Raw genomic sequence first — 25,529 nt, forward strand, 5'->3', positions numbered from 1 at the left:
ACGTTAATAAGCCCGATTAAATCGGGCTCAGACTGCTGACAAAGTCCGTTATTAGGGAGAGTGCACCGTTGGGGTCGTAGCGGGCTTGCCCGCCGGAGCGCCCCTAGGTGTGCTATGCCCGGGTATCTCGATCATCAAGACGACTTTGTCATCAAACTCAGCCCGATTAAATCGGGCTTTAACGATCGATGATTCAGTTTTTACTTGCTGTTTTGTATCCCGACATACCAAACCAGGCAATATAGAGATAGCAAATGACGGGAACTGTGAATGAAATCAATAGGCTGAAGCGATCAGCAATCGCTGCCTGCACCATCGGCATTAACGCCCCGCCAACAATCCCCATACACAATAAGCCGGAAGCACGTCCAGTTAACGACCCCATTTTATTGAGTGCCAGAGAGAAAATAGTCGGGAACATTATCGAGTTAAACAACCCAATGGATAAAACCGCCCACATTCCAAAATGACCAGCAAAGAAGATTGCTGAAAGTAACAACAGAATGATTATTGCTGCATTAAACGCCAACAACTTGTTCGCCGGAATACGCGTCATTACATAGCTGCCAATGAAACGCCCAATCATTGCGCCCCCCCAATACAGGGCTAGATGTTGGCTGGCATCGAGAGCGGTTAATCCGGCAATCGCTGGGTTTTGCATAAAATTGATCAGGTAACTGCCGATCGAAACCTCTGCGCCAACATAGGCAAAAATACCGACTACCCCGAATATCAAGTGTTTATGCTGCCATAAACTATGGCTGGCTTTAGAAGTAGAACTTTGCTTTTCATCTGCAAGTTTGGGTAGCCGACAAAACCCTATAACGATAGCAATCGCAATCAAAATCGCAGTAAGAACAAGGTAGGGAGATTGTACCGAGGCCGCTTCTTGCGCGAGATAACCTTGAACATCCTGCGGAGAAAGGGCCGCTAACTGGTCTGAGGTTAAAATGACACTCGACAAAATAAAGATCCCGCCGAGCATCGGACCGATGGTCGTACCCAAAGAGTTAAATGCCTGGGTAAGATTTAGCCTGCTGGCGGCTGTTTCAGGGCTACCCAACGAGTTGACAAAAGGATTGGCGGAAACCTGAAGCAAAGTGAGCCCTGAAGCCAGGACAAACAACGATATCAAGAAGATAGGGTAAGAACGCATACTGGCAGCTGGGTAAAACAGCGCACATCCGCAAGCCGCTACTAACAATCCAAAAATAATCCCCATCTTATAGCCAGCTTTACTGACTATTTTTCCTGCCGGATAGGACATAACAAAGTAAGCAAAAAAGAAGCAAAACTGAATCAGCGATGCCTGGATATAGTTTAATGAAAACAATGCCTTGAGATGAGGCACTAAAATATCATTGAGTGAGGTGATCAGTCCCCATATGAAAAACAGGGCAGTTAAAATAGCAAGAGAACTTCTATAGCTTTTGCTTTGATGATGCATTTTTATTCCAAATTAATCAGTTACTTAGATGGTTTTCGTCTTCAGTTTAGAAAGCTGAAGAAAAGAGAATGTACAGTAAATTTATTTCATATGAAAGTTAATATAATTTCAATCGAAGATTTGTATGTTTTTATTACGCCTTCAACATCGCGATAAGCAGCACTCGTGCATGCGCCCTGTTTTGCAGAGCAAAGTGTCTGCAATGTGCAATAGGGGTAACGATGGTCAGGATTAAGGAAGGAACGAAGGGATAGGAATTTTATGAATTCATTGGCTAAGAACTTTTTTACATACTGTCTACACCGCGCTGATTAACGCGGTGTAAACACAGAGATATTATCTAACTGTTTCGTTAAACCGGGTTATTATCTCAGCCCAGAGTTTTGATATAATCATCCATATCTGTTTTCAGGTTATCCGAACGGGTACCGAAAATGGCCTGTACTCCGCTGCCAGCCATAAGCACCGCCGAAGCACCTAATTTGGTAAGACCCAGTTTATCTACTTTTGAAATATCATGAACCGTGACACGTAAACGGGTTATACAGGCGTCCAGGTTAGTAATATTTTCTTTGCCACCAAATGCTGCAACTAATGCCGGAGCCATTTCATTAACGCTTTCGGTTACTGCCTCGCTGGTAACGTCTTCACGACCTGGGGTTTTGAAATTGAATTTCAGGATCATAAAACGGAAAACACTGTAGTAAACCAGCGCATAGCCCATACCAATAACTGGGAACAACCACAACCGGCTACCGTTACCACCCAGTACAATAAAATCGATCAGGCCGTGAGAAAAACTTGTCCCATCACGCATACCTAACAAAATACACAGCGGAAATGCCAAACCCGCCAGAATAGCGTGGATAACATATAGAACAGGGGCAACAAACAAGAAACTGAATTCGATCGGCTCGGTGATACCCGTTAAAAAAGAGGTCAGCGCGGCAGAGATCATGATCCCCCCCACCTTTGCTCGGTTCTCTGGTTTAGCGGTATGCCAGATGGCAATCGCAGCCGCAGGCAGACCATACATTTTGAAAAGAAAGCCCCCTGACAGCATCCCGGCAGTAGGGTCACCAGCCATATAGCGAGGAATATCACCATGGAATGTCTGGCCAGCGGCATTGGTGAATTCGCCAATTTGCATCCAGAATGGGAAATTCCATATATGGTGCAAGCCAAATGGCACCAAAGCGCGTTCGATAACACCATAGAAGGCAAAGGCAATGACTGGGCTTTGATATGCCGCCCAGTGCGAAAATACCTGAATAAGGTTTCCAATATAGGGCCATACGAAAGCGAGTAACAAACCGAAAAATATAGCCGCTAAACCGGAGATAATAGGAACAAATCTTTTACCCGAAAAGAAGCCCAAATACTCTGGCAGCTTGATTTTATAAAATCTATTGAACATGTAAGCGGCTAATGCGCCCGCGATAATCCCCCCGAGCACACCGGTATCAGCCAAGTGTTTTTCTGCTATTTCAGCCGCAGGGAGATGCAATATTAATGGTGCCACCACAGCCATGGTTTTAACCATTATGCCATAGGCAACAACCGAGGCCAGCGCCGAGACACCATCATTATGGGTAAAGCCGAGGGCGACGCCAATGGCAAACAACAACGGCATATTGGTAAAAACGGAACCCCCGGCCTCAGCCATAATATTTGAAACAATAGCGGGTAACCAACTGAAATTGGCAGAACCCACGCCCAGCAATATTCCCGCAATCGGTAATACAGAAACGGGCAGCATTAATGATTTACCGATTTTCTGTAGGTTGGCAAATGCATCTTTCAACATGTTAATCCCCTTATTTTCAGCACAGGATGTCTCTATCTTTTTAAGCAACAAATCAGGTAATGGTTATATCTTTTTGTTTTTTAATGAAAAAACCTCACATCCTCTTATGCAGATGTGTTTTTTTCTGTGGGTACCAGGACGGTCAACTCAACACATAATGTTCTTATGTTCGCAATATTTTATGATTTCGATCAATGGCGCAATTGCTTTCTAACGAAGGTTGTCGAATCTTCGAAGTTAATCACAATTTAAGCAGCTGGCAAAATGGGAGGGACATGCAGCAGGTAACGGCAGGACTGTTCACCAGGCTCAATCCATCTTCTTCAGAGGGCGAAGGTTTATTTTTCGATTAGGTTATGCAGGTAGCGTGAGGATCTTTGCTGTGCTGTTCCCACTTCGTTAAGGAACCAGAAACCTCTCTCATACACATAAAATACTCACTGTTTCTGGCAACTCGCCCCCTCAAAGCAGAGCCAGGGAAGCGCTAAACCCGATAAAAAGTCCCCCATTACCGACCAGACTATCTGCGCAAGCAGGTGGTGTTACTGTGGAGAAATATTTATGCCATCGATACAAGGCTCGCCGTTTATTCCTTCAACAATTGTCGATCAGCCAGCTCATCCTCCTGTTACGCCACCTGAAAATAAAACCGCAGACCACGCAGCTACCCAATCTTCAGCAGCCGCCTCCCGGCAAAGACGTGAGTTATCGAGTAGCGCCAACACACCGCGTGTCTCGTCCCGGCAAGGATCGGCACCCCTTCCGCCAGCCTCGGCAGGCATCGGACACAGTGAGTCCAACCATTTGCAGCAACAGATCTACGTCATGTCTGAAAACCCTGCAGGTTTTGCTACCGCATTCGACCTGTTTCTTGCCGGGACAAATACCGTGCTCACTGAGGCCCAAAAGCAGCAATTCAAAAAAAACCTGGCGGGTAAAGATTTGACAATTATTCCCCCCACCACGCAGCCAACCGTAGCGACCTCTTCCCGATCAAAACGCATTTCTGAACAACAAAGTCAGCAAAGGCAGCGGCAGTACTTAATCAACAAGTGTCATGTCCAGTTAATGGATGAGTATGGGACGCCTGGCGGAGAGTTATTAAGCGACGCCGCCAGTGGATGGAGTATTTTTGTCCACACACTGAAAAGCTGGTATTACACCAACAAGGCAGAAATAAGTAATATAATCAAGGTACTACAAAGCGACGATGCACAATGTCATAGCGGCTACTTTACGCCAGACAAGGTACTGGAACTGGTCAGTAATCTGGTTACTCCACCAGAACGCCCAGGCGCTTTTACTGCCATACGTTTGAGTAAGCTGCCCGCGGGGGTTGCTGCCAGCCCTTCCACGCTTTCAGTCAGTACCGTCTCAACGGGTTTAGGCTCCCGCCTGAGCTCAGTGCCTGCATTAACTAAATTTTCCGGACCTACGGTGAAACTGCCTTCAGGGCGACAGATAAGCTTTCATTTTGAAGCCAGCATCCCCCATCAGGGAAACAACCAAATCTGGCGTCTGTCTCAACAGCCAGGGCAACCGGTTGTGGCCCAACAATTAACGACCACTGGATCTGCCGACGCCAGGACGGCTATTTTTAATAGCAGTACGCAAAAATGGAAAATAGAAGGATTTAGCGAGGAATACGCATTTACTCCCGTTAAAAGTGCGGAGTCGATAAAAATTGATGACAAGAATTATGCTGCAACCTGGGATGCCGCCAGCGACAATTACCAATTAAACGATCAGCTAACTGTCTACTTTAGTGAATACTCTCAGCAATGGCGTCTGCTACCGCAATATAGCTATTTACGAGTCAACGGCGGCCGCAGTATCCCGGTTTGCTTTGACAGCCAAAGCCGACAGATGAAAATTGCCAATCTGGAGTATTATCAAATCAGCGCACAGGAAGCCCCTCGGGGTTCCGAAATGACCGAAAACTATATTGCTGCACAGTCAGGTAAAACCTATATAAAAATCGATAATAACTACTATCAGGCAGAAACGGGCTTGAGTCAGACAGTTATTATTGACCCCGATGGCAGACATCCCCCCATTCCCGTGCAGCGGGAACAAGACGGCTGGAAACTGCAGGATATTCCTGTTTATAGCATGAGCAAAAGTATGCCGGGTTTGCGGATAGAAAATGAATTTTTGTTAAAAGGGCGAGAGGTCACGGTTACTGCCCCGTCACTCACACAAGGCAGGGTACTGGTGGAGCAAAAATGGTATGCCGCTGGCGAACTAGGTTACTATCCGCTCGAGTCAAGGAACGGCCAATGGTTTATTAAAGACTCATCTATCTATATGCACTATCAACCAGAAACGGATGCCTGGAGAGCGTCGAGGGTGTCATTTGATATTTTTAACACCCTGCCAGACTCGTTTAAACAACAAGTGTCCGATCCCCTTTACCCCATAAACAGTTACATTGGGCTTTATCGTAGCGATGATAATAAAATGTGGCTGTGGTGTGGCAATCAGAGTGGAAAGGCGAAATATATCCAGGTTAACCTGAAAACCAGCCGTGACCTTGAATTGGTGTTGCCTGATCAGGATACGACTGATACCAACCGACTGCCGCTGTCCTATATATTTGAGAATAATACCTGGCGACGATATGAAGGCATCAGAGGCGGCGGTAATCAGCAGAATGAACCGCAAGCGGGTCCTTCTCGCCAAAGAAGCCCCTCAATTGAAACGGTCAACAAACGTTCCCGTACATTATCACCCGAAGCCAAACTCTGGCTAGAAAATCATGCTATTGCCGACGGAGAAAATAAAGTAGAAGCCGTAGAGATATTATATTTGCAAAACCAGCATATCATTGGCCCTCTGGATATCACCGCTGAGGTTATGGCAAACTATTATTCCGTTAATCTTTTTTCTCTTAATCAGGGGATCAACCATAAACTCGCTATTGGTGTCAATTATCGGATCAAAGAGGGTATCGATGTCACAACGATATCCGAAACCGCCAGAAAATGGCTTGACCAGCAGCCCGATCTTGATATGCAAGGCGGCCCCGCAGCGGCAGCGAGATTTTATGTAAAGCACCGCGAAGAGCTTAATAAACATGGCATTATGTTTGAGTATTTGGCCAATTATTATAGATTTAAGCATACCAGTATCTTTAACTCCATAAGATCTTTCCCTCCAGACCTTTCAACTCAGGCTAAGAATTGGCTTAATACCATGACTGTACCTGACGACCAGAATAGAGTAGTGACTGTCGCCAAAATATATACGGAAAACAGGGAAGTTTGCAGTATGCTGGGTATCTCATACCGTAATCTGGCAATACAGTATAATATCAAATTTTTCGAGCTGGAAAAAACAATAAGAGAAATATTAGGTATGCAAAAGCAAGATGAAAAAATTAAGATTGCAGCCAATATAAAACCCGATCCTGATGCTCCCTCTAACCAGGAAATTATCTGGGGGGAATATAAAACATTTTTCCAAAAAGTAAATAACATCAATAGACCTGCCATACTTTTGCAAGATCCCGTGACAGGCAGAAGCCTGACAAAAGAATTTTTGGGAAATGATGTCCAATTGGTATATGTTGATGAACTACTCCAGGAAATGAAAATACCAAATTCCGAATGGGAAACAAAAAAGAAAATATGGAAAAATATAGCGCAGCAAATTGTTGACAGTGACGGCGAAAGCCAAAAGGCCATTTTAAAAAAATACACTGAAATCCTCTATGACGATGAGGAGAAAAATATTGGCCTACAAATCACGGCGAAAGAAGATATCCCCGCGGGAACCATTCTGGGCGGTTATAGTGGTGTGGTGCACAAACCTGGCAGCGAATCTTATAATTTGGCGACTAAAAACAATGGCTACCGTTCGATTGCCACCTATCTGTTTGAAAGCGAAAGCGGCAGCTTAAATATAAGCGGTTATGAAAACCCCAATAGATTGGCACTGCTCAATACCGCAGATTTTTCTGGCTATGCCAGCAGAGGAATGAATAATGTCAGTTTATTCTATCTAAAAAGCGCCACAGGTAGTGAAGGTATCTTACCCGTTTATGTGACTAATCAGACTATCAAAGCAGGGGAGGAACTGCTGATTAGCTACGGTCCTTACTATAACAAGAACTTCCTGGATTTTAACAAACAATTCGACATGGGGGCAGATATTATTCGTCGCATTGCCAAAAAGGAAAAAAAATATATTATTATCGAAAATGAAGACAAAGTCCCTATCGCCTGTTTTAATCCTGAAGGAAAAGAAGTAAAAAAAAATCAAGATACCAATAATAAAATTCCTTTTCGCGGGCTAAAAGAGGTGCCAAGCCAGCAAATTGCCACTCTGCGATTTTGGCAAAATAAAAAAGGTGTCCTTCGTTATAATGCGGTGATAGATAATACAAAGATAGGCAATCGAAATAGCCTGGATAATATTTTCCATGCTTTGGCACAAGCTCTTTACCGCAACAAAAAAGATCAAATTAACAGCAAAACCATCGAGTTTCGGATCCATGCCAAAGTCAAAGAGGAGCCTGCAGAAACGGAATAAACCCAGACCGCGTAAGTGTTGAGCTAAGCAACATCTGTAGGGCATCGCATTTGCCCTCTCTCCTTTGCCGGATTTTTGGCGCAATCTTACAGAGGGCCAAAAAACAGGGTTGAGTTTTTAGCGCCACGGTCTTTTTTGTCAATACTTGCACTGCAACGGCGATCTACCGGAAAAATGCAGTCACCTCAGCCAGCCCAAGGCAACACCGATCAGTCGAAGGGTTCCCCTGCTTACGTCACCCCGGCGGTTCTGCCCAGCCCTGCCTGCTTTTTAATTTTTCCGCTGCCAGGCATACCCGTCATGCGATAAATGAGCAAATGGGAAGGCTGAGGTTTTAATCTGTTTAAGCCTTTTCTCATTGAGGAATAAATTATCGACTACTAGTCTATTGATAGACTTGGTTGGCATTTTCGACATTAAACATCAGTTGCTAAAATGCCTTTTATGCTAAATCTCAATAAGATTATGCTTTTTGCATTACTATCCCGCAGCAGAAAGGATGGATTTTTTTATCTCAAAGACAGAGATGTTTTGCAGTGCTAAAATGTTTAGAAATTTAGTGTTAAAATTGCACCCAACTTTTTGGTTACCTAAGAAACGATAAATAATGATGAAACGATACGACCTGAGTGTCATCGTAACTGCACACAACTGTGGTAGCTACCTGACATCATGCTTAGAATCCATACGTGTTGCCTTAGGGGAAAAGTTTGCTCTCTGCGAAATCGTACTGATCAATGATTCCTCTACCGATACAACCGAAAGCATTTTCGCCAGTTTTGCGGAAGGTCATAGTAATATCGTCAAATTTAACGTGGCCTATAAAAACATCGGGAAAGTCAGGAACTTCGCGGTCTCCAAGGCGCAAGGCGAGTACATTACCATGGTCGATGGCGACGATCAGCTCCAGCCCGGCTCGCTGGTTGAGATCCTTGATTTTCTCAATAATCATGCCCCCGATATGTTGATCACCAAGTTGATTGAAGTGCGTGAAGACCAACCGGCCCCCTCTCCACAGCCGCTGCTGGCCCGGCAGATGTCTACTGATATTGCGATAAAAAAATACCTGATTCATCAGGCTTTCCAGGCACATTTTATTGGCAAATTTATTAAACGCAGTATTTTATTGCGCTGCAAATTTCCTAACTATATTTGCTATGAAGACGCCTTTGTTTTTCCTGATGTATTAAAGAGCTGCGAGAAGATCTATTTTTCCGCCACCGGCCCTTATATGTATTTTAAACGTAATAATACGTTATCCAGCGATATTGATGAAGAAAAAATCAAGCTTTGCAGATATGGTTTGGACCGCATGTCTTTCGTCCTTAAGGATAAATATAAATTCCTTCAGGTCTGCCATTGGATTGAATTTATTAACCGTAATCATTTGATTATTTCCAAATGGAAAGACAGAAGCTCAATAAAACAAAATATAGAAGAAGTAAATACCCTGCCCTTTTTATTAGATCCTGCCGTAAGAATGAGTTATAAAAGAAAACTGATAAAAGTCAAACGACTGATCCGTTCCTGGTGATAACCAGAAGACGCTAACTCATTGAAAGTAAATACTTAATCACAATAAAAATGCAGTGATTTCGATCATTGCCTTTGGCGTTACTAACAGACTTCTAACGCCCCTTAGGTTTGCAAAGACTTCACCATTCTCTCGCAACTCACCGGTTAAAAATAACAGTGGGTTGCCTCTCCTACGTTGAGTGCAGATTGCACCTCAATAATGCATAAACAATTTATATGTAACTTGGCCATTGTAGATAACAAACTGATAAAAGCAGCAGATTGTGACCCTTTTCTCACAAATCCGTGGTCAATCTTCATCAAAAAACCATAATTGCAAAAACCCGCGTTATGCGCGGGTTAGGTGTGGGATTCGCGAACCAGGGCTATATTCAGGCGGCCAGGGTGGCCCCGCCATCAATAACAATATCCTGCATGGTGATATGCCCGGCACGGTCAGATGCCAGAAATAATATCGCCTCGCTAATATCCTGTGGGGTGGCAATCTTGCCCAGCGGAATACCCAGCTTGAATTGTTGCGGGAAGCCAGCAATGGTTTGTTGCTCTGCCGTGTCGCTGCTCCACATGCCGCGCTGCATGGGGGTATCGGTCGAACCGGGAGAAACCAGATTGCAGCGCACGCCATAAGGGGCCATCTCCAATGCAACGCTCAGGCACAAACTGCGCAGCGCAGCCTTGGAGGCACAATAGGCCGACATACCGATACGGGGAACGTGCGCCGCATTGGATGCCACGCTGACTATTGCGCCATGTTGCTGGCGACGGAAAACCGGTAAGGTATGGCGGAACATATTGAACGCACCACCGGCATTGACCGCCAGGCAGTCCTGCCAGTCGCGGTCGCTAAGGGCATCCGTCGCCCCCATCCGCAAGATGCCGGCACCATTGACCAGTACATCCAGTTGCGGATGTTCGGCCAGCAACCGCTGACAGACTTCTCCTACCGCCTGAGCATCAGTGACATCCAGCAACTGAGTCTGGAAAGGATACTCTTCACCGGCGAAGTGGCGATCAAAACCCACCACCACGGCACCGGCCTGGCTAAAGGCCAAAGCCGTGGCATAGCCAATACCCTGCCCGGCACCGGTCACCCAGACGCGTTTTTGCAAAAAATTGTCGTTGCTGGTCATCAATGGGTTGCTCCTGACAGCAAGGCCCACCAGCCATTGATGGTCGGCGTTTTAGCCAACGCGACAAAATCAATGTCCGCACGGATTTTACGCCAGCGCGTCGCCAGCGCCATCATGCGCACCGAGTCCAGACCGTAATCAATCAGATTATCGTCATTATCAAGTTCGTCGCTATCTTCATCCAGCAGCGGCAGGATCTGGCTACGCAGTTGCTCTTTGCTGGCGATTCCCGGCAATAAATCTGCCGTCATCACAACGCGCCCACAACGTCCTGCGGTGTAGCGCAGCGCCATCAGATGCTCTTCGCGAGAAAAATCTGCCAAACCATCGGCCACCATAAAGGGCTGGATATTACGCATAAAGCCGTCGATAGCGGTGGTCAGGCAGCCAATATGCGCGTACACCCCGCAAATAATCAGCTGGTCACGCCCGGTTTCCTCGAGGATTGCCTGCAAAGGCGAACGGTGGAAGGCGCTGTAGCGCCACTTGACCAATACCTGGTCGTCTGGCTCCGGTGCCAGCTCGGCGATCACCGCCTGCTGGTCCGGATGTTTATTCAGCCCCGGTCCCCACATATCATTGAGCAGCGCCCGATCGGCATCACTTTGGTTGTTGGGTTGCGCGGTATAAAACACCGGGATGCCCTGCTGTTTGCAGTAACGACGCAAACTGGCGATATTGGCTACCACCTGACGAATTAGCGGACTGTCTTCGCCCCAAAAGTTTAAAAAATACTTCTGCATATCATGAATTAACAACGCCGCGCGCGAGCTATCCAACTGCCACTGCACTTTGTTTTCTGGTAATTCTGCTGCCAGCGGCAGCGCATAGGAATCAAGTTTGGGAATGGCCATGATTTATTCTCCTGTAACCCTGGCAGGCGACTGCGCATCAAAGCTCTGGCGCAGGCGCTTTTTATCGATTTTCCCGACCGGCGTCAGGGGTAATTGTTCAACCCGCACAAAGCGGTCGGGCAGTTTGAATTCCGCCACACCTTGTTCACGGAGATGGCGACGCAGCACAACGGATTTCAGCTCCTGGTGCGACACCACAAAGGCACAGCTCTTCTCGCCCATCAGCTCATCAGGCATCGACACCAGCGCCACATTGATCACTTCAGGATGGCGCAACAGCAGATTCTCTATCTCCTCGGCGGCGATCTTCTCTCCCCCACGGTTGATCTGATCTTTTTGTCGCCCTTCGACTTTGACGTAGCCGTCGTCGGTAAGGGAAATCAGGTCGCCGGAACAATAGAAGCCGTTGTCATCAAAGGCTTCGGCATTGTGTGCCGGACTGCGGTAATAACCGCGGAAGGTATAAGGCCCGCGCGTCATCAGGCGACCAATATGACCGGCAGGCAGCGGATTACCCTGCTCGTCCGCCACCCAGAGTTCGTCATCCGGCGACATCGGACAGCCCTGAGTGGTTAAAATATGCCGAGAATCATCGTCAAGTCGGGTGTAATTCACCAGGCCTTCCGCCATGCCAAACACCTGTTGTAGCTGGCAGCCTATTTCCGTTTGAATACGCGCAGCGAGGGTTTCACCCAGTTTTGCGCCGCCAACCTGTAACAGTTGCAGACTGGCAAGCGCCTGGTTACTGCCTTTTTGCTCAATGGCCTGCAGCCACAGGGTGACTGCCGGGGGGACCAGTGCCGTAACATTGATTTGATGTTTTTCTATTAGTTGAAAACACCCTTGTGCGCTGGGATCAGTGGCAATCACCATCTGCCCACCGGCATAAAACACCCCTAATCCCCCCGGTGAACTCATCGGATAGTTGTGGGCAATGGGCAAGGCACATAAGTAGCGGGTCTGCTGGTCAAAGCGGCACACTTCGACGCTGCGACGAATACTGTAGTAGTAATCGTTATGGGTACGCGGGATCAGCTTGGGCGTGCCGGTGCTACCACCGGAAAGCTGGAAAAACGCCACCTGATCGGCCGCCGTCGGCGACGGGGAAAAGGTGGGATGTTGCTCGGCAATCCACGCCGCCAGCGAACACTCGCTCTGTGCTTCATGCAGCAGCGCCACCTGGCGAAGCGACGGATGTTGATCGCGAAAGGCATCGAGGAAATCATCGTTGGCAAACAGCGGATGCTGGCGGTCGGCAATCAACAGTGCCGGTTGAATTTGCCCGGCATAGGCTTGCAGCTCATTGCGTTGATGGCTAAACAAGGCGTTAACCGGCACCACGCCCAATTTCAGCAAAGCAAAAAACACCACATAAAATTCGTTGCGGTTGCCAAGCTGCACCAGCGCGGTATCGCCGGCCACCAGCCCGCGGCGGGCAAGTGCGCCAGCCAGACGGTCGGATTGCTGATTGAGCTGTCGATAGCTCAGGGAGCCTTGCGCATCAATCATCGCCACCGCGTCATTATTTGCCTGGCGCAATAAAATATCGGTCAGCGGCTTATCGATCCAGTAACCGCGCTCGCGGTAACGCTGGGCAAAGTTGTCCGGCCAGGGGGTAAAGGCAATGCTCATCATATTTTCTCAGATCTGATTAAAACCAAAAGCACGCAGCATGGTGTCCAGCTTGACGCCGGTTTCACGCCATTCAGATTCGGGGGAGGAATCCGGAACAATACCGGCACCGGCAAACAGCCGCACCCGGTCTGCCACAATGGTGCCGCAGCGGATAGTGACCACCCATTCACCGTTACCAGCGTCGTCGCACCAGCCGACAATGCCGCCAAACAGACCGCGATCGAAAGGCTCCAGCCTGGCAATCAGCTCACGGGCCACGGTCGTTGGCGAGCCGCAAAGCGCAGGGGTGGGATGGAGTAAGCAGGCGAGGGATAACGCATTCTCCTGTCCATTCAACACTTCACCATCGATGGGGGTCGACAAATGCCAAAGGGTTGGCGTGCTCAGTAATTCGGGGGAGGTCGGCATATGCAGGTGACGGCAACGCTCAGCCAATACTTGCTGCATGCCCTGGGTAACAATCTGATGCTCATAGCGATCTTTGGCAGAATCAAGCAAGCGTTGGCTTACCGCACGATCCTGCTGTGGGTTGCTTTCGCGCCGGGCAGAGCCTGCCAGCGGATTGGAATAAAATTGATCACCCTGTTTGCGCAGTAACAGTTCCGGACTGGCACCGATCAACGCCCCCTGCTCCAGCGGCACATGAAAATGGAAACCGCTCGGGTTTTGCGCCATCATCCGGCCGATTAACGCTGAGCTGGCCACCGGGCCATGGGTTTTTATCTCCAGCAGCCGCGACAGCACGACTTTGCTCAGCCGTTTATCCGCCGTCGCCTGCACCGCATCGCTGACCATCTGCATAAATTGCTGTTGCCCGGGCAGCTCGGTTTTACTGACAATTTCAGCCAGTTGCCGATCTGGCGTAGCCAGGGTAGCCATCACCGCTGCTCGCTCAAACCAACGCGTGCGCTGCGGAATAAATAGCGCCGAAGGCTGGCGTTTGTCAAAGGGGATCGCCCCGCATACAACCGGACGCGTAATGCCCGCAGCCCGCGCCTGGCTAAAGGCCGCAGCGATAGCCTGCTGAAAGCTGCCATCCAGCGCATCACCATCAAAGGCGGGGGCGGTGACTTTCGTCAGACAGCCTTCAGTGCTCAGACTACGAAAAGGCGAGGTGAAGAAAAAACCCGATCCGGGTGAAAGTTCATCCAGGCCAAGAGGATCAATCTGGCTTTGCGGCCTGCATTGCACCAGCCCCTTTGTCACAGTTTCCATCCGTATACTCCCATTTAATATAATGATAATATACATAAGAATTATTATCATTTGCATTTAATGTAAATCAAACTACGTGACGAGGTCAACGCTGTCAATCAGCAATGGTTGCCGGGAATAACGATTTGGTCAGTGGAATATTCACTTTTAAAAAGCAAGGTGTCAGGAAATGAAGAGCACGTTATTTCGCCTGCTGGCGGGGGTTTTCGCGACATTCGCCCTGTCGATCGGCGCCAGTCAGGCGGCTGAAGGTTGGCCACGAGAGATCGCCACCTCCCACGGGGTTATCCACTTGTCAGCCCCGCCGCAGCGCATTGTTTCCACCAGCGTCACTGTCACCGGCACACTGCTGGCGATCAATGCCCCGGTGATTGCCAGCGGGGCCACCAGCCCTAACAGCCGCATCGCCGACGACCAGGGCTTTTTCCGCCAATGGTCAAGCGTTGCCAAACAGCGCGGGGTGAAACGTCTGTATATCGGTGAAGCCAACGCCGAAGCAATTGCCGGTGAAGCGCCGGATTTAATTATTATCGCCGCGACCGGCGGTGACTCGGCACTGCGCCTGTACGACCAACTGTCTGCCGTTGCGCCGGTGATGGTGGTTAACTATGACGATAAAAGCTGGCAGCAACTGGCTGAACAACTGGGTCAGGCCACCGGCAAAGAAGCGGATGCCGCACAGACCATTGCCAGCTTTGCGGCTCACCAGCAGACGGTAAAACAAAGCATGCATCTGCCTGCACAACCGGTCTCTGCCCTGGTATATCGCCCGGACGGCAAAGCCGCCAACTTGTGGACGGCAGCCTCACCGCAGGGGCAAATGTTGCAGCAGTTGGGTTTCACCCTCGCCGTACCGCCGACGCAGCTGGCCAGCAGCCAGAGCCAGGGCGTGCGTAAAGACATTGTGCAACTGGCCGGGGAAAATATGGCCAGCGGACTCAACGGCAACACGCTGCTGCTGTTTGCCGGCGACAAAAGCGATGTGCAGCGCCTGCAGAGCAATGTCTTTCTGGCGCACTTGCCTGCGGTAAAAAATCAACAGGTCTACGCGTTGGGTGATGATACCTTTCGCCTCGATTACTACAGCGCCAGCAATTTGCTGACGCAGTTGGCCAGCCAGTTTAGCGGTTAGGCAGCGAGGTGGCAGGCTCAGAAGCGGTCTCCGACTCGCTAAAACTGACCTGACGCAAGGCGCGCAACAACATGGCCAGCAGCACCCCAACCACCGCCGCTCCCCAGCCAAAGCTGGCGGCGGTGGTTGCCGGGAGCATCATAGTGGTCATCGACCCCAGTAATAAAGCCCCCAGGGCATCACCGGTAACATTCTGCGCCGTCCACAGTCCGTTGATCCTGCCCAGATAGTTATCCGGCGTCAGACGCTGGATCAATCCATACTGCAATAGCGAGTTGATGGCGCTCAGATAGCCGAACACTATCAGGCAGAGTAACGCCGCGCCAAACCAGGGCAGCAGGCTGAACACACCGATGGCGACAAACGCCAGGATTGCCGTCACCAGCATCAACCAGCCAGGTCGGGCCACATTGGCCACGCGCCCGCTGGTAAAAGCACCGATCGCCGCGCCCAGCGGCACCGCCGCATACATCAGCCCCAGGCTTGAGGCACTCACCTGCCAGACGGCAGACAACGCCGGATAGAGGATGCGCACGGCGCTGGCCATGGTCAGTAATGCCCCAATCAGTGCCACCATGCCAATTACTTTATTTTTAAACAGAAAAGCAATGCCGCTGACCAGTGAGCGTAACGGATGTTCTCGCGGCTGAGGGGGCGGGGCCAACTGCGGTAAACGCAGCAGCGGCAACAAGGTCAGCAGGGTGCCCAATGCCGCCAGGGCATAGTTCCAGATCACCCCGCCGCTGGCAATAATCAGCCCGCCCACCGCCGGGGAAAGAATCGACCCAAAGCGCACCGTCAGCATACTTAACGCCCCCGCCTGCACCAGATTTTCTCTGCCGACCAACGCCGGGGTGGCCGCCAGCAAGGCGGTAACCCCTACCGCGCCAAAAAAACCGTCCCACACTGATAGCAGGTAAATCACCGTCAATGAAGGGGCAGGCAACGCCGCATTAAGGCACAGACCAATAAACCCCAGGCCACAGGTAGCACGGGCAAACAGGATCAACCGCCGACGTTCATAACGGTCAGCCATTACGCCGCCCAGCAGCAAACCAATAAACATCCCGCTACCGGCCAGGGTCACCGCCAGCCCTACCAACAGGGTTGACCCGGTCAGCGCCTGAATTTGTACCGGCAAGGCGATAGCCAGCAGACCCAGCGCCAGAATGGAAATAAATCGCGCGCAGAACACCGCACGGAAAGCGGCATGCGTTTTTAGCAAACTAAAATCGAGTAAAATTGAAGGCTTATGCAAAACGAAACCCCATAGCCAAAGTGAGAGTAATAACCGCAAGAATACTGCAAGTAAATACACAGTCATGCTACCATATACAAACACAAGCAATAATGATAATAAATATCATTTAGATTACAGTTTTTCGTTGTTTGCCATGATGTTCGGCGAAGGACTGTGTAGAGCAAAATGGATTTCGGATAAAGGCTGCTATGTCCCGGCTTACGCGCAGTGCTGCGCTCACAATGTCATCTCCTCGTCCTTATCTCTCGCGCCAGGCAGGCGGCTTTCTGCTGGCATTACTGCTGCTGCTGGTCATGATCGTCCTGAGTCTGTCGCTCGGTGCGCGGTCCATTCCGTGGCACAGTGTGCTACCAGCCTTGCGCGGGCAGTGTTCCAGCGCTGACTGCGTACTTATTGCCGATGCACGATTGCCCCGCACCCTGCTTGGGTTACTGGCCGGAATGGCACTCGGGCTGTCAGGGGCGCTGATGCAGATCCTGACGCGCAATCCGCTGGCCGATCCCGGCATTCTCGGCGTTAACGCCGGGGCCGCATTTGCGGTAGTGATCGGTATCGCCTTTTTTGGTGCCAGCGATATTGATCACTACCTTGGCTTTGCCTTTAGCGGCGCGTTGTTCGCCACCCTGCTGGTCGCGATGATTGGGACCCTGGGTCGAGGACGCCTTAACCCTATCCGCCTGACGCTGGCAGGCGTGGCGTTAGGCGCAGTGCTCGAAGGCATGGCTTCCGGTATTTCGCTGCTTAATCCGCAGGTGTTTGATCAATTGCGTTTTTGGCAGGCTGGCTCACTGGATATTCGCAGTATGGCGGTGATCCGCGCGGTGACGCCGCCAATTATTTTCGCCTGTGTGTTATCGCTGTTGCTTAGTCGTTCCCTGCATAATCTGACCATGGGCAGCGAACTGGCCACCGCCCTGGGCACGCGTATGGTCTTGACGCAGTTAATGGGACTGCTGGCTATCACCCTGCTGTGCGGCAGTGCCACCGCAGCGGCAGGTCCCATCGCATTTGTCGGCTTAATGATGCCGCATATTGCCCGCCGGCTGTCCCGTAGCGATCCACGCTGGCTGTTGCCCTGGACGCTGGTGCTCACCCCCTCTTTGCTGCTGGCCGCCGATTTGCTTGGTCGCATGCTGGTGGTTGGCGAGCTGCGAGTTTCGGTGGTCACTGCCTTTATTGGCGCACCGGTGTTGATATTTTTGGTGCGCCGCACACGCGGATTAAGCCGAGGATAAGCATGAGTCAGACAACCCTCCCGGCGTCAACACGCCCACGCCAGCGAAAGATCCGCCCCGGTATGACTGCATTGGCGCTGTTGCTGTGCTGCGCAGCGTTGGCCATTTATGCTCTCGGCAGCGGCACATTATCTCTTGGCCCTCAGCAGGTAATAGATGCACTGCGTGGCGAAGGCGCAAAGAATCTGGCGGTAATTGTCACCCAGTGGCGTCTGCCGCGCGTGGCAATGGCGTTGATCCTCGGTGCGGCACTGGGCATCAGCGGCGCAATTTTTCAGTCCCTGCTACGCAATCCCCTTGGCAGTCCTGACGTAATTGGTTTTAACACCGGAGCCTACAGCGGCGTATTGGTGGTGATTGTGCTGTTTAACGGCAACATCGGCGAGATCACCGCCGGGGCGATGGCGGGCGGCCTGATCAGCGGGCTGCTGGTCTATTGGCTGGCCTGGCGGCAAGGGGTAGAAACTTTCCGGCTGATTATTGTTGGCATTGCCATTCGCGCCTTGCTGATTGCCGCCAATACCTGGTTAATCATTAATGCCTCGCTGGAGTCGGCGCTTACTGCCGGGCTATGGAGCGCCGGGTCACTTAACGGCGTCACCTGGCAAAAAAGCCTGCCGGCCATCGCCGTCATTGCCATTGCCATGGTCGCCGCCCAGGGATTAGCCAAAAGAATGCGTTTGCTGGAAATGGGCGATGACACCGCCTGCGCCCTCGGCGTTCCTGTCGAGCGCTCGCGGTTACTGCTGATGCTGACTGCGGTGTCACTGACCGCCATGGCCACCGCCGTCGCCGGTCCGATCTCATTTATTGCGCTGGTAGCACCACAAATTTCGCGGCGGCTGGGTGCCGGGCAACGGCAATCGCTGCTGCTGACCGCCCTGACCGGTGCCCTGCTGCTGTTAGCCGCCGACGTGATGGCCCAGCGGCTATTCCTTCCCTATCAATTACCCGTCGGGGTGCTGACCGTCAGTCTGGGCGGTATCTACCTGATTGGGTTGTTAATTCGAGAGTCTCGACGCTAATGAGCACTGAATCGCTTTCCCCATTACGGGCACAGGACCTTACTCTCAGTTATGAAAAGAAGGTGGTCGCCCGCAATTTATCGCTGTCGATCCCGGAAGGGAAACTGACGGTGATTATTGGCCCTAATGCCTGTGGCAAATCGACACTATTGCGCACCCTAAGTCGTTTGATGCAACCACAACAAGGCGCCGTCTGGCTGAATGGCAAAATGATCGGCGAATACGCCACCAAAGAGGTGGCAAGGCAACTGGGATTATTACCGCAAAGCTCCACCGCTCCCGGTGATATTAGCGTTGCCGATCTGGTTGCTCGCGGACGTTATCCTCACCAACGGATGTTCCGCCGCTGGCAGAACGAAGATAGCCAGGCGGTCGAGGACGCCATGCGCGCCACCGGCGTTGATCAACTGGCGGACAGCCTGGTAGATACTTTGTCCGGAGGGCAGCGTCAGCGGGTATGGATCGCCATGGTATTGGCGCAGCAAACCCCTTTGCTGTTGCTGGATGAACCTACCACCTGGCTGGATATCGCCCATCAGATTGATTTAATGGAACTGCTGTGTCGTCTTAATCAGCAGCATAAGCGCACGCTGGTGGTGGTGCTGCACGATCTCAACCACGCCTGCCGCTATGCCGGTCATCTGATTGCCATGCGCGATGGTAAAATCATCGCCCAGGGCGCACCGGCAGAGATTGTTACCCCGGCGCTGATCGAGCAGGTGTTTGGCCTGCGCTGCCAGATTATTGATTGCCCGGTTTCCCATACGCCGCTGATCATCCCTCTCGGACATAGTGCCTAAACAAAAGCCGCCCCGCATAATGCAGGGCGGCCCGGATTGCTGACAAAGTCCGTTGATTTACAAGGCTCTTAACAGGCGGTTAAGCAGCGGTCCCAGTACGGTGAAAGACGCCGGGGAAACGATATCGACATGGGCGCAATCGAGCTCATAAACCCGCAGGCTATCAACGTACTGTGACCAGGTTGCCTGTACGTCCATATCCTGTTGCAAGGTTTTACGTGCCACAAACAGCGTCGCTTCGCCACCAAAGCGCGCGGTGCGGGTAGCCGACAACAGACGTACCGAATCGGCATAGTTAGCCTCGATTTTATCGAACATCCCTGGTTTTTCACCGCCCGCCGTCGGATCCAGCGCCTCTTGCGAGACGGCGATAAACTGCTGTCTTTCCCGCTGGATCTCTTGCAAAACGTTGTCATCGAGCATCACATCCCAGTTTTGCGTTTCCGGCGGATAAGTGTCGAGCAAACCCAGGAACGCCACTTTCTCGCCCCGAGCCTGTAGCCGTGCGGCGATCCCTTGCGCCAGCGTCCCTCCCAGCGAGTAGCCGATAAAATGATAAGGGCCATGAGGCTGAACGCTCAGGACCGTGTGCAGATGGGCTTCGCACACTTGCTCCATATCCTGGCTGCTGGCTAAGGGTCCGTCAGGATGCGGTGACTGAATACCGACCAGCGACCAATGCTGGTCGAGATAACGTGGCAGCACGCTAAACTGCCAGGCAAAACCGGAGGCCGGATGCAGACAAAACAGTGTTGGCCCGTTAGCGCTGCGCAGCGGCAGCAGCGCCTCGAAACCACAGTTATCGATTTCGCTCTGGCTTTGCTGCTGGCCAAGTAATATCGCCAGTTGCTCAATTTTCGAGGCGACCATAATCTGCCCGACGCTAACCGGTCGACCCAGCTCACGTCGCAGTTGCGCCGCCAGACGCATCGCCAACAGCGAATGGCCGCCCAGGGCAAAGAAATCGTCATCGGCAAACACCTGCTCGCGACCGAGCAACGCGGCGACCAGGTTGGCGATCTGTGTTTCAAGCCCGGGCTGCGGCTGACGCCCGGCGCTTGCTTGCACCGCCTGCGGCGACGGCAAGGCTTTACGATCCAGTTTACCGTTGGCACTCAGCGGCAGCGCGGGCAGTTCCACCAGCGCTACCGGCAGCATATGCGGCGGCAAGCGTTCGGCCAGAACAGCGAGCAATGCAGCAACATCCAACTGCACATCAGGTTGCGCCACCAGATAGCCCACCAGCTGACGGGCATCACCGAGCAGCGCATCCTGTGCGCTGTTGCCCAGCGTCAGGGCATGGGTTACCGCCTGGGCAACGCCGGGCAGTGACAACAATGCATGGTCGATATCGCTAAGCTCAATGCGCTGACCGCGGATTTTTAGCTGAAAATCACTGCGCCCGAGATAGTCCACCACGCCGGATGGCAACCAGCGCGCCACGTCCCCGGTGCGGTACATCCTTCCGCCGTTGCCCTGAGGATCAGCCACAAAGCGGCTGGCAGTCAGATCCGGACGCCCAAGATAACCGTGCGCCAGTTGCACCCCGGTCAGATAAAGATCGCCAGCGACGCCGGGCGGCACCGGTTGCAGTCGGGCATCGAGGATCCGCAGCCCGGTATTCCATACTGGTAAACCAATAGGCACATTGCTGCCAGTCACCGCGGCCAGCGCGTCCCCCCATGCCGGATGCCAACTGACATCTACTGCGGCTTCGGTGGGACCATAGAGATTATGCAGCGGTACGCCGGTGCGCCGTTGCCACAGGCGGCAAAGCTCGGCTGGCAGTGCCTCACCGCTGCAAAACACCTGGCGCAGTGTGGCACAGCGACTGACGGCCTGTGTCTCGTCCAGCGTGGCGACAAAGGCGGCCAGCATTGAGGGCACAAAGTGCAAAGTGGTCACCTGATAGTCGGCAATCAACTGCTGCAACAGCTCGGGATCGCGATGTGCCTCCGGTGGTGCCATCACCAGTCTGGCACCTACCATCAGCGGCCAGAAAAACTCCCATACCGAGACGTCAAAACTGCTCGGCGTTTTTTGCAGCACCACATCGTCGGCACTGAGCGGATACTGATGTTGCATCCACAACAGGCGATTGACGATCGCCTGATGGCCGACCAGCACGCCTTTCGGTCTGCCGGTCGAGCCTGAGGTGAAGATCAGATAGGCCGCATGATGAGCAGAAGGCCCGGCAAACGCCTGCGGTAAATCTTCTCGCAGCGCCAGCAGTGCGTCGTACAGCATCACGTTGCCGCGATCGGCAAAGCGTGCCATCTGGCCAGGTTCGCTAATAATCAAACGCGGAGAGGCATCTTCCAGCATCATCGCCAGGCGTTCATCGGGGTAGCCGGTATCCAGCGGCAGATAGGCCGCACCCACTTCGACAATGGCCATCAACGCCAACGACAAATATACCGAACGCGGCAGCGCGACGGCGACAATATCCCCCGGTTTGACCCCCTGCTCCACCAACCGTTGTGCCAACGCGATCACCTGCTCGCGGGTCTGCTGATAAGTCAGTTGATGCCGGTCATCGGCCAGTGCCGCCCGCGCGGGCGTACTTGCCGCCTGTTGAGCCAGCAGGCTGCTTAGCGTGTTATCGGCAACCGGGAAGCGGGTGTCATTGACGCGCGCCAGCAGGGCATGATCCTCCGCCAACAGCATATCGGCATCACCGGTTAATAATTGTGGATTAGCGGCAAACTGACTGAGCAACAACGGCAAACGCTGCAGATGCGCACGCAGCGCGTCAGGCTGATAACGCTCGGCGTTGGCCAATAAATCCACCGTCAGTTGCCCGCCTTCATCAAGGTAGAGCGCAATCTCCAAATCTCTTACCGGCCCGGAAGCCAGTTCGTGGGTAACGCCCTGTATGCCGTTAAAATCGAGGCGAAAATCGAACATTTTAAAATTGAAAACCGTGCCATACAGCGGCTGGCTGTCACCAATATTGCCCAGATCGCGCGGGATCTGCTCGGCATCATAACGCTGATGGCGACGGGCGCTTTTCAGTTCACGGCTGATTTTTCCCGCCACTTCCACCAGCGTTTGCTGGGGCGCAACCTCAAAGGCCAAGGGTAATACGTTGATCACCGGACCGGTGGCACAGAGCGCCGCCGAACCCATCCGGCGCATAAAGATAAAACCGGCAGTAAAAGCGCTCTGTCCACTCAGTCGGGAGACCCATAGCGCCACCAGCGCCAGCGCCATATCCGCAGGCGTTAGCGTATTGGCCGGAACATCACTGAGCAATTGTGCAAACTGTTGGCTGTCACAGACCTGGGAGAGCCGGAAAATCTGCGTTGTCGGCGACTGTCCGGCCAGCGGCTGCGGGCTGATGCTGGCGGCAGGCGGCAATCGGGCAGCTTTCTCGCGCCAGAACTGCTGATCGCGCTGACAGGCCGAAGACAGCTGATAGTTCTGATACTCCTCCACCACCTGGCGGAAAGGAACAAAGGGAGAAGGATCCGTCGTCTGCTGCAGACAAAGCGCAGAATAAATGGCGGCAATGCGGCGGGCAATGGCGGTAAAACTGAAAGCATCGACAATCAGATGATGATAACGCTGATACCAGAACCAGCGATCTTCCGCCACTCGGATCAGCATATGGCGAAATAGCGGCACGCCCTGCGCAATGCGCAATGGCTGTTGCAGATCCTGATGCATCAGCGCCAACGCCGCCGCTGGATCGCTGGTGCGAAGATCGATCCATTCGATCGTCACTGGCGGCAGTGTCTCGTCGATCCATTGCACCGGGACACCATCACACTCATCAAAGCGCATATGCAGCGTATCGGCTTCCGACAGCCCTTGGCTTATCGCCTGTTGCATCCGGCCAATATCAAGAGAGCCGGTGAGTTCAATATAGTGGGCCACCGCATAGGCATTATCGTGGGGAGAGAGTTGGTCGGCAACCCAGATCCCTGGCTGTGCGGCCACCAGCGGCATAACATTTTTGTCTGATAACTGTGGTTGAGCGACGCTTAATGTAAATTCTTGCACCCTGTCCTCCTGGGATCCTGACATAGGTAAATGCTTGCTGGGCTAGGACGCGGTACGCAATGCGGCAGAGCGCATATCCAGCCAATGATGTTGCAGCCAGCCGAGACACTCGCCATGGGAAGTCGGGCCAAAAACTGCGCTCCAGCCGGGCGGGATGGGACTGAAATCGGGCCACAGGCTGTACTGTAATTCACGGTTAGCCAGTACCAGACTGCGCTGCTCCGTATCGTCAAAGGGATTAAGCTTTTCCATGGTCAGCTCCTGTGGTGGGTGAAAGAAGATAAGTGCGCGGCCGATCGCCCCATAGCGTCTGCAGGCCGTCGAGTAATCCACCGCGCCAGCACAGCGCATCGTGTCCCCCTTCCACCAGACGATAGTGCAACTGATGACGCGTGGTCCCCAGCATCGCCACCAAACGTTCGTTCACCTGATGGATCAGGCCTTCGTGTCTGCCTGCTTCCAAAAAGATTTTCAGCGCACTTTCTTCGCCAAGCCCCTGCCCTAGCTGTTTGAGCAACCAACAGGCATCGGCGGGTGTTTCACCGGCTTGCAACATATCCCGCCGCGGCCACCAAAAAGAGCCTGACTGCGCCAGAACACAGCCAAAGCGCGTCGGCCAGGTCAGCCCGGCATAGAGCGCAGAAAGTCCGCCAAAGCTCTGCCCGGCGACCACCGTTTGTTCGGCCGCGTCACTATGCGGGGCGAGGCGGCCAACTTCAGGCAACAGCTCCTGTTGTACCGCCAGCCAGAAATCAGGGTTACAGGTCAGTTCCTGGCTGCGCCGTTGGTTATCAATCACCTCTATCAGCACATACACGGCCGCCGGTAATTTTCCCTGGGTAGTCTGCTGCATCAGCGGGTCCCATATCGGCATTTGCTGCGACCAGAACTGGCCGTCGAGCAAGATAGCCAGCGGGCGAGAAGCGGGGTTTTCCCCCTCGCCGGTGGTGTAGATCCAGACGTTACGTCGATTGCCCAGGCGAGGACTCTGCCATTGATAACACTGAATCAACGCCGGTGGCGCAGGCATGCAGCGCCCGCTGGCGGTGGCAAACTGGTCAAAGTCCCGCCAGGCGGGCTGCGGCGGAGCATCGGGTAAATGGACGCCGGATAAGGTATGTCCCTTGGCCCCTGGCCATGAACGCTGCGGATTGAGCAAGTCGTGCGTGGCGCTGGCAGAGACGCCACGCCACCAGTTGCGCAGTGCCAGCATTTGCTGATAGTCATCGCCGGTCTTATCGGCCAATGGTCGATCTTCAACGCCGGGAACAAAGCAATAACTCCCGCGCCAGTCGGACTGAAGTTCGGTCTGCCAGAACCAGACATCGGTGCCGCTCAGCCGCTGCAAACTCTGCGGTGGCGTTGATTGATGATGGTCTGTCAGACAGTTGATGTTGATCCACACTCGCTGATAAGCAGAAGTGAACTCACTGCCCTGCGGATCGCGCCAAAAGAAGGTGACGATGCAAAATCCCTGGGTAGAGGGCTCCACCAGGGGGGTTCCCTGACGGGCAATTTCCAGCCACCAACTGTTACTACCGACATGCTTGCTGGTTAGCTGCCTGTAGCTCGCAGACGCAGACGGCCTGTCTAAACACTGTGATTTCAAAACACTCACTCATTGTATGGTTAATAAATATCAATATTAAGAAGCAGTTGCCTTCTGTTGCCTCATTAACCCCGCGCATAAGCGTAAGAAGAATAGTATTGATAATTATTTTCATTTGCAATAGTGTGTTACAGCCCGGTGAGCGGGCCGGTTCAATTCCCTTTGGAAAAGCCGTTATTTATGTGCGGTCCTGAGGTTGTGGTTTAACCAATAACGGCTTGGCAGCAACAGGATTGAGCACTGACAACTTTTATTTCTTAGCCACACACAACAGGCCATCCAGCTGTTCAGCGTTGACTTATGCA

Annotated in this window: 16 protein-coding genes; 6 read left to right on the forward strand and 10 right to left on the reverse strand. The window is 52.3% G+C overall.

Features of this window, described 5'->3' with window-relative positions:
- Positions 1–193 precede the first annotated feature (193 nt).
- Both fucP and ptsG read right to left on the reverse strand, forming a co-directional pair.
- Positions 194–1,447 (reverse strand): L-fucose:H+ symporter permease, encoded by a 1,254-nt coding sequence (gene fucP / locus GW590_RS03480; protein WP_169401598.1) that lies wholly within the window; start codon positions 1,445–1,447, stop codon positions 194–196.
- A 370-nt stretch (positions 1,448–1,817) separates the two neighbouring features.
- Complete coding sequence (ptsG, locus tag GW590_RS03485; protein WP_169401599.1) at positions 1,818–3,254, reverse strand: PTS glucose transporter subunit IIBC; 1,437 nt, start codon at positions 3,252–3,254, stop codon at positions 1,818–1,820.
- 561 nt (positions 3,255–3,815) lie between these two features.
- Here ptsG and GW590_RS03490 point away from each other — a divergent pair.
- Positions 3,816–7,787 (forward strand): SET domain-containing protein, encoded by a 3,972-nt coding sequence (locus tag GW590_RS03490; RefSeq protein WP_169401600.1) that lies wholly within the window; start codon positions 3,816–3,818, stop codon positions 7,785–7,787.
- Positions 7,788–8,394: 607 nt separating this feature from the next.
- Positions 8,395–9,321, forward strand: a complete 927-nt coding sequence (locus GW590_RS03495; protein WP_235955838.1) for a glycosyltransferase family 2 protein — start codon at positions 8,395–8,397, stop codon at positions 9,319–9,321.
- A 373-nt stretch (positions 9,322–9,694) separates the two neighbouring features.
- Here GW590_RS03495 and dhbA read toward each other — a convergent pair whose 3' ends face one another.
- The 4 genes from dhbA to GW590_RS03515 are packed head-to-tail and all read right to left on the reverse strand — an operon-like array spanning position 9,695 to position 14,157.
- Positions 9,695–10,453: a 2,3-dihydro-2,3-dihydroxybenzoate dehydrogenase gene (gene dhbA, locus GW590_RS03500; RefSeq protein WP_169401601.1), complete on the reverse strand. Its 759-nt coding sequence runs from the start codon at positions 10,451–10,453 to the stop codon at positions 9,695–9,697.
- Positions 10,453–11,307 (reverse strand): isochorismatase, encoded by an 855-nt coding sequence (locus GW590_RS03505; protein WP_169401602.1) that lies wholly within the window; start codon positions 11,305–11,307, stop codon positions 10,453–10,455. Before GW590_RS03505 ends, dhbA begins: the two co-directional genes overlap by 1 nt.
- A 3-nt stretch (positions 11,308–11,310) precedes the next feature.
- The gene (locus GW590_RS03510) at positions 11,311–12,939 is read right to left on the reverse strand and encodes a (2,3-dihydroxybenzoyl)adenylate synthase (protein WP_169401664.1); all 1,629 of its coding nucleotides are present in this window, start codon (positions 12,937–12,939) and stop codon (positions 11,311–11,313) included.
- Between the two features lie 9 nt (positions 12,940–12,948).
- The gene (locus GW590_RS03515) at positions 12,949–14,157 is read right to left on the reverse strand and encodes an isochorismate synthase (protein ID WP_169401603.1); all 1,209 of its coding nucleotides are present in this window, start codon (positions 14,155–14,157) and stop codon (positions 12,949–12,951) included.
- A 169-nt stretch (positions 14,158–14,326) separates the two neighbouring features.
- On the opposite strand from GW590_RS03515, the gene fepB reads away from it, so the two are divergent.
- Complete coding sequence (gene fepB, locus GW590_RS03520; protein ID WP_169401604.1) at positions 14,327–15,289, forward strand: Fe2+-enterobactin ABC transporter substrate-binding protein; 963 nt, start codon at positions 14,327–14,329, stop codon at positions 15,287–15,289.
- Here fepB and entS read toward each other — a convergent pair.
- Positions 15,279–16,547 carry an enterobactin transporter EntS gene (gene entS / locus GW590_RS03525; protein WP_169401605.1) on the reverse strand — a complete coding sequence of 423 codons (1,269 nt, stop codon included), beginning with the start codon at positions 16,545–16,547 and terminating at the stop codon, positions 15,279–15,281. The genes fepB and entS overlap by 11 nt on opposite strands.
- 224 nt (positions 16,548–16,771) lie before the next feature.
- On the opposite strand from entS, the gene fepD reads away from it, so the two are divergent.
- Genes fepD through GW590_RS03540 form a run of 3 tightly spaced genes read left to right on the forward strand, consistent with a single transcriptional unit; the run spans position 16,772 to position 19,610 of the window.
- Positions 16,772–17,785 (forward strand): Fe(3+)-siderophore ABC transporter permease, encoded by a 1,014-nt coding sequence (fepD, locus tag GW590_RS03530; protein WP_235955839.1) that lies wholly within the window; start codon positions 16,772–16,774, stop codon positions 17,783–17,785.
- A gap of 2 nt (positions 17,786–17,787) precedes the next feature.
- Positions 17,788–18,810, forward strand: a complete 1,023-nt coding sequence (gene fepG, locus GW590_RS03535) for an iron-enterobactin ABC transporter permease (RefSeq protein WP_169401607.1) — start codon at positions 17,788–17,790, stop codon at positions 18,808–18,810.
- The gene (locus GW590_RS03540; protein WP_169401608.1) at positions 18,810–19,610 is read left to right on the forward strand and encodes an ATP-binding cassette domain-containing protein; all 801 of its coding nucleotides are present in this window, start codon (positions 18,810–18,812) and stop codon (positions 19,608–19,610) included. The genes fepG and GW590_RS03540 overlap by 1 nt, the downstream gene beginning before the upstream one ends.
- Before the next feature lie 57 nt (positions 19,611–19,667).
- Here the strand turns inward: GW590_RS03540 and GW590_RS03545 are convergent, their stop codons facing one another.
- The 3 genes from GW590_RS03545 to fes form a co-directional block, all read right to left on the reverse strand.
- A complete protein-coding gene (locus GW590_RS03545; RefSeq protein WP_211186626.1) occupies positions 19,668–23,561 on the reverse strand; it encodes an enterobactin synthase subunit F in 3,894 nt (1,297 codons plus the stop codon).
- Between the two features lie 96 nt (positions 23,562–23,657).
- Positions 23,658–23,867, reverse strand: coding sequence for an MbtH family protein (locus tag GW590_RS03550; RefSeq protein WP_169401610.1), 210 nt, complete (start codon positions 23,865–23,867; stop codon positions 23,658–23,660).
- The gene (gene fes, locus GW590_RS03555) at positions 23,854–25,224 is read right to left on the reverse strand and encodes an enterochelin esterase (RefSeq protein WP_169401611.1); all 1,371 of its coding nucleotides are present in this window, start codon (positions 25,222–25,224) and stop codon (positions 23,854–23,856) included. The genes GW590_RS03550 and fes overlap by 14 nt, the downstream gene beginning before the upstream one ends.
- Positions 25,225–25,529: the final 305 nt, after the last annotated feature.

Origin of the sequence: Rouxiella aceris (assembly GCF_012933545.1) — a bacterium.
GTDB lineage: Bacteria > Pseudomonadota > Gammaproteobacteria > Enterobacterales > Enterobacteriaceae > Rouxiella > Rouxiella aceris.

Excerpts from the sequence above, each read along its gene's own strand:
- GW590_RS03545 (WP_211186626.1), bottom strand. The coding sequence starts at position 23,561 with ATGCCGCTGGTGGCCGCACAGCCAGGGATCTGGGTTGCCGACCAACTC.
- GW590_RS03550 (WP_169401610.1), bottom strand. The coding sequence starts at position 23,867 with ATGGAAAAGCTTAATCCCTTTGACGATACGGAGCAGCGCAGTCTGGTA.
- GW590_RS03495 (WP_235955838.1), top strand. The coding sequence starts at position 8,395 with ATGATGAAACGATACGACCTGAGTGTCATCGTAACTGCACACAACTGT.
- GW590_RS03490 (WP_169401600.1), top strand. The coding sequence starts at position 3,816 with ATGCCATCGATACAAGGCTCGCCGTTTATTCCTTCAACAATTGTCGAT.
- fucP (WP_169401598.1), bottom strand. The coding sequence starts at position 1,447 with ATGCATCATCAAAGCAAAAGCTATAGAAGTTCTCTTGCTATTTTAACT.
- GW590_RS03505 (WP_169401602.1), bottom strand. The coding sequence starts at position 11,307 with ATGGCCATTCCCAAACTTGATTCCTATGCGCTGCCGCTGGCAGCAGAA.
- fepD (WP_235955839.1), top strand. The coding sequence starts at position 16,772 with ATGTCATCTCCTCGTCCTTATCTCTCGCGCCAGGCAGGCGGCTTTCTG.
- GW590_RS03510 (WP_169401664.1), bottom strand. The coding sequence starts at position 12,939 with ATGAGCATTGCCTTTACCCCCTGGCCGGACAACTTTGCCCAGCGTTAC.
- GW590_RS03515 (WP_169401603.1), bottom strand. The coding sequence starts at position 14,157 with ATGGAAACTGTGACAAAGGGGCTGGTGCAATGCAGGCCGCAAAGCCAG.
- dhbA (WP_169401601.1), bottom strand. The coding sequence starts at position 10,453 with ATGACCAGCAACGACAATTTTTTGCAAAAACGCGTCTGGGTGACCGGT.
- fepB (WP_169401604.1), top strand. The coding sequence starts at position 14,327 with ATGAAGAGCACGTTATTTCGCCTGCTGGCGGGGGTTTTCGCGACATTC.
- fepG (WP_169401607.1), top strand. The coding sequence starts at position 17,788 with ATGAGTCAGACAACCCTCCCGGCGTCAACACGCCCACGCCAGCGAAAG.
- GW590_RS03540 (WP_169401608.1), top strand. The coding sequence starts at position 18,810 with ATGAGCACTGAATCGCTTTCCCCATTACGGGCACAGGACCTTACTCTC.
- ptsG (WP_169401599.1), bottom strand. The coding sequence starts at position 3,254 with ATGTTGAAAGATGCATTTGCCAACCTACAGAAAATCGGTAAATCATTA.